Below are 613 nucleotides of genomic sequence, written 5' to 3'. Positions count from 1 at the left end.
ACCCCTCATTTTGCCTTTATCACACTGACTACTGCAACATTTGGCTTATTGATAACTTTCAGTCCTTCAATACAGGGCAAATCTCTTACAAGAATAGAATCTCCTACATCCAAATCACTCACATCAAGCTCATAACTATTTGGCAATTTCTCTGGGAGACATACAACGCTTATTCTTTTGGTTGCAATAAAAAGCAAACCTTTATTTTTTAAACCTTTTGCATTGCCTTTTGTTTTGACAGGGACTTTGAATTTTGTGTTGGTATCTTTTTGGACTAGCAACAAATCTACATGTTTTAAGATATTTGTAACTGGATCTTTTTGATAGTCTTGGACTACTACGTCATAAATCTTTGATTCTAATTTGACTTGGAATATCAGATTCTGTTTGTTTTTGACTTCTTTCATAAAGTCATTGAGCTTAAAAGCGCAATGGATATTTTGTATTCCTTTTCCATAGATATTGGCAATCAGATAACCATTGTTTCGTAAAGCTTTGCAATCTGCTTTTGAAATACTCTCTCTAATAATACCTTCTAGCATTTTGGTTGTCCTTTGATTTTGGGATTGAACAGGGGAGTGGGATTGTAACCAGGGGAGGCTTAAATTAAGAT

1 protein-coding gene is annotated in these 613 nt (G+C 34.3%); it reads right to left on the bottom strand.

What is annotated here, in order from left to right:
- Positions 1-5: 5 nt before the first annotated feature.
- A complete protein-coding gene (locus tag CCY97_RS08105) occupies positions 6-542 on the bottom strand; it encodes a 50S ribosomal protein L25/general stress protein Ctc (protein ID WP_112064953.1) in 537 nt (178 codons plus the stop codon).
- Positions 543-613: the final 71 nt, after the last annotated feature.

The sequence above is a fragment of the Helicobacter sp. 10-6591 genome (genome assembly GCF_003288805.1).
Lineage (GTDB): Bacteria > Campylobacterota > Campylobacteria > Campylobacterales > Helicobacteraceae > Helicobacter_F.
Note: the sequence above shows the minus strand (reverse complement) of the source record. Positions and strands in the feature narration are given on the sequence as shown.

Coding starts and splice junctions, on each gene's coding strand:
- CCY97_RS08105 (WP_112064953.1), bottom strand. CDS start 542: ATGCTAGAAGGTATTATTAGAGAGAGTATTTCAAAAGCAGATTGCAAA.